The organism is Mesorhizobium sp. M7A.F.Ca.CA.001.08.2.1 (assembly GCF_003998455.1).
Taxonomy (GTDB): domain Bacteria; phylum Pseudomonadota; class Alphaproteobacteria; order Rhizobiales; family Rhizobiaceae; genus Mesorhizobium; species Mesorhizobium ciceri.
Map to the genome: position 1 here is coordinate 1 of NZ_RZPW01000723.1, position 3,147 is coordinate 3,147.

5 protein-coding genes and 1 pseudogene are annotated in these 3,147 nt (G+C 62.9%); 2 read left to right on the forward strand and 4 right to left on the reverse strand.

The genetic code is table 11. The features are described from left to right. The coding region (locus tag EN914_RS29700) for a chloride channel protein (protein WP_164779004.1) at window positions 1–944 on the forward strand (944 nt) is incomplete at its 5' end. On the opposite strand, the gene EN914_RS29705 is transcribed toward EN914_RS29700, so the two are convergent. From EN914_RS29705 to EN914_RS29720, 4 genes are all read right to left on the reverse strand, one after another. Next, a complete protein-coding gene (locus tag EN914_RS29705) occupies window positions 941–1,165 on the reverse strand; it encodes a ribbon-helix-helix domain-containing protein (RefSeq protein WP_013531014.1) in 225 nt (74 codons plus the stop codon). The genes EN914_RS29700 and EN914_RS29705 overlap by 4 nt on opposite strands. Next, window positions 1,162–1,359, reverse strand: a complete 198-nt coding sequence (locus EN914_RS29710) for a DUF4169 family protein (protein WP_024501426.1) — start codon at window positions 1,357–1,359, stop codon at window positions 1,162–1,164. Before EN914_RS29710 ends, EN914_RS29705 begins: the two co-directional genes overlap by 4 nt. Before the next feature lie 16 nt (window positions 1,360–1,375). Continuing rightward, entirely contained in the window at window positions 1,376–1,912 is a 537-nt protein-coding gene (locus EN914_RS29715) for an SspB family protein (protein WP_013531016.1), read from the reverse strand. 118 nt (window positions 1,913–2,030) lie between these two features. Next, window positions 2,031–2,720, reverse strand: coding sequence for a TetR/AcrR family transcriptional regulator (locus EN914_RS29720; protein WP_013531017.1), 690 nt, complete (start codon window positions 2,718–2,720; stop codon window positions 2,031–2,033). Between the two features lie 186 nt (window positions 2,721–2,906). Between EN914_RS29720 and EN914_RS29725 the strand changes: the two are divergent. Continuing rightward, window positions 2,907–3,147: pseudogene (locus EN914_RS29725) on the forward strand (multidrug effflux MFS transporter); the annotation flags it as partial.

The window sequence follows — 3,147 nt, forward strand, 5'->3', positions numbered from 1 at the left end:
GCATAGGCGGGCTGATCGAACCGCACGCGCTCGGTGTCGGCTATGACAACATCACCGACATGCTGGATGGCCGCACCGTCGCGACGGCGGCACTCCTGCTGCTGGTGGTCAAGGCGATCATCTGGTCGGTAGCGCTCGGCTCGGGAACGTCGGGAGGTGTGCTGGCGCCGCTGTTGATCATGGGCGGGGCTATGGGCGCTGTGCTCGCCGGCGTTCTGCCTGCCGCGGATCCGGGTTTCTGGGCGCTGCTGGCAATGGCCGCCACCATGGGCGGCACGATGCGCGCGCCGCTGACCGCCACGTTCTTCGCCGTCGAACTGACCGGCAACACACATATGCTGGTGCCGCTGATTGCCGCCTGCGCCGCGGCGCATGCCGTGACCGTGCTTCTGATGAAGCGTTCGATCCTGACCGAAAAGATCGCCAGAAGGGGACACCATCTGGTTCGCGAATACCGTGTCGACCCTTTCGCCCTGACCAGGGTGCGCGAGGTGATGACGTCGCAGGTCGAAAGCGTGCCGGCGACGATGACGCTGCATGGCGCAGCAGCCTTCCTGACGGCGCCGGAAACACGGCATCCGAGTTTCCCGGTGGTCGACGAGAACGGTCAGGTGCTGGGCCTCATCGATCCGCCGGCGATATTGCGCTGGAGACGCGCCGGCACGCACCGCACCACCACGCTTGGCGCGTTGCTGGCCGGCAGCAAGGTGACGCTGGCCTATCCGGACGAATATCTCGAAGGCCTCTCCGACAAGCTGCTGATGGCCAACGTCTCCCATCTGCCCGTCGTCACTCGCGAAGGCTCGTTGCTGGTCGGCTATGTCGGCTGGAAGGATCTGATGCGCGTGCGGTCCAGGAAACAGGCCGAGGAGCGCGAGCGTTCGACCTTGCTTGGCTTTGGCACCAGACGCAGGAAAAAGGACGACGCGGTCGAAAGCCTTTAGATACTCTCTCCTCGCTTCGCCCACTCCAGCACATGGAGCCTCAACGCCGAGGACAGGTTGGTGTCGCGGGGCCGCGTCTCGTCGACTTCGGCGACAAGAGCAGCGAGCGTCAGCTCCCTGGTCGCCGCGATCGCGACGAGGTCGTCATAGAAGGGCTTTTCAAGCGAGTAGCTGGTGCGGTGGCCGCGAATGGTCACCGAACGCTTTTCGACCGGGCTCATTGACGGCCGGGGTCGCCGGGCTTTTCACGACGATGCCCGGCAACGAATTTTTCGCTCTTGTCGGCGGCGACGCGATCGCGTTCCTTTTCGGCCTTGGAGCGGCCGTGCAGCGCGCGGTTCTGTTCGGCGGCGCGCAGCTTTTCGTCCCGCGCCTTTTGCTTGCGGGCCTGGCGGAGATTGACGATTTCGGCCACGGCGTAAGTCGCCGGCCTATTTCTTGCGGAAGGCGTCGAGCGAGACCACTTCGGCGCCCTTGGTGGCGGCGTCCGCGGCCGCGGGCTTCTTCTCCGCCTCCGCGGCGGCCTTCTTCTCGGCCTTCGGCTTTTTCTCGGAGACGATGGTCAACGGCTCCGGAGTTGGCGCAGCCGGTTCATCGGCTGCCGCACCATCCGTCTTGACGTCGAATTCGAGTTCGAAATTGACCGAGGGATCATAGAAGCCGCGCACGGCCGAGAACGGGATTTCGAGTTTTTCCGGCACATCGGAGAAGGACAGGCCAACCTCGAAGCCGGTATCGGTCACCTTCAGGTCCCAATACTGGAACTGAATGACGATGGTCATCTGCTCGGGATAGCGCTCGCGCAGCCGCGAGGACACGCGTACGCCCGGCGCGCCGGTCAGGAAGGTGATGAAGAAGTGGTGGTTGCCGGGGAGGCCGGTGCGCGCGACCTCGGCCAGGACCTTGCGCATGACGCCGCGCAACGCCTCCTGGGCCAGAATGTCGTAGCGGATGTGGTCGTCGGCCATGTGGCGGTCGGGTTCCGTTGAATCGTCCGCATAGCTGTAATCAAGCTTGAGCGCGGCGTAAACCGCATATAGATCACCCTCGCGCGGAAGCGAAGACTATTGCCAGCGATTTGATCGCTCAGGCGCTGGCGAGCGCGCTTTGCTTTTCGGACGATGCCGCGGAGCGGCGCTTGCCGAAGGCGCGCAGGAAGGTGCGCACGCCATTGGTCGCGGATTGCAGCACCTCGTCCTCGCGCGGCGAGCCGCCAAGCATGAAGGTGGTCTGCAGTTCGGCATTGACGAGGCCAAGGAACTGGCGTGCCGCCACGTCCGGGTCCTCGATCGTGAGATAGCCGCCATAGGCGAGGCGGGCGAAGCGGGCGGCGATTGCCGGCCATGTCCTGCCCGGTCCCTGTTCGCGCCATTCGGCAAACAGTTCGGGATAGCGCTCGCCTTCGGTCTGGATCAGCTTGCGCAGGAATTTTCCATCGCGGTTGCAGATGCAATTCTGATTCAAACGCACCGCAAAGCCGATCAGGTCGGCTTCGAGATCCCCCGGCTGATCGGGGAAGGTGGCAATGGTGGCGAAGATTCCGGCATTGCAACGTTCGGTCAGATCACGGACCACAGCGACGAACAGTTTTTCCTTGTCGCCGTGATGGTTGTAGATGGTCTGGCGCGAGACGCCGGCTTCGGCGGCGATCAGGTCGATATTGGCGCCGGCGAAACCTTCGCGGCAAAACACGGTGGCGGCGGAGTCGACGATCGACAGGCGCTTGGCCTCATGACCGCGTGGCGGGAAAATGTCAGGAGAAACGTGCAGCTTCATAAAAAACTATATAGAGGCGATTGACGATTTAGACAAGAGTGTCTAAATTTGTGGACACAAGGTAAAGAGATTTCGCATGAGAGACGAACAGAACTCGCTCTCGAGGTGTCGGAATCTCACGGGATGGAACGTCCTAGGTTAGACGTCGCCTGGCGGCGGCAACCAGATTTGAAAGAAGCCTCTATCATGAGTCCCAAATTCCTCCGCATCGCGGTCGTGCTCGGCTTGTTGTCCGCCATCGGCCCGTTCGCCATCGACATGTATCTGCCCGCGCTGCCGTCGATCGGCGCCGATCTGCATGCCGGCACCGCTGCCGTGCAGATGAGCCTGTTGATCTTCTTCCTGTCGATGGGCTTTGGCCAGATCGTCGTCGGGCCGATCTCCGACATGGTCGGCCGCAAGCTGCCGCTCTACGGCGGCCTTGCGC

Excerpts from the sequence above, each read along its gene's own strand:
- EN914_RS29720 (WP_013531017.1), bottom strand. The coding sequence starts at position 2,720 with ATGAAGCTGCACGTTTCTCCTGACATTTTCCCGCCACGCGGTCATGAG.
- EN914_RS29705 (WP_013531014.1), bottom strand. The coding sequence starts at position 1,165 with ATGAGCCCGGTCGAAAAGCGTTCGGTGACCATTCGCGGCCACCGCACC.
- EN914_RS29715 (WP_013531016.1), bottom strand. The coding sequence starts at position 1,912 with ATGGCCGACGACCACATCCGCTACGACATTCTGGCCCAGGAGGCGTTG.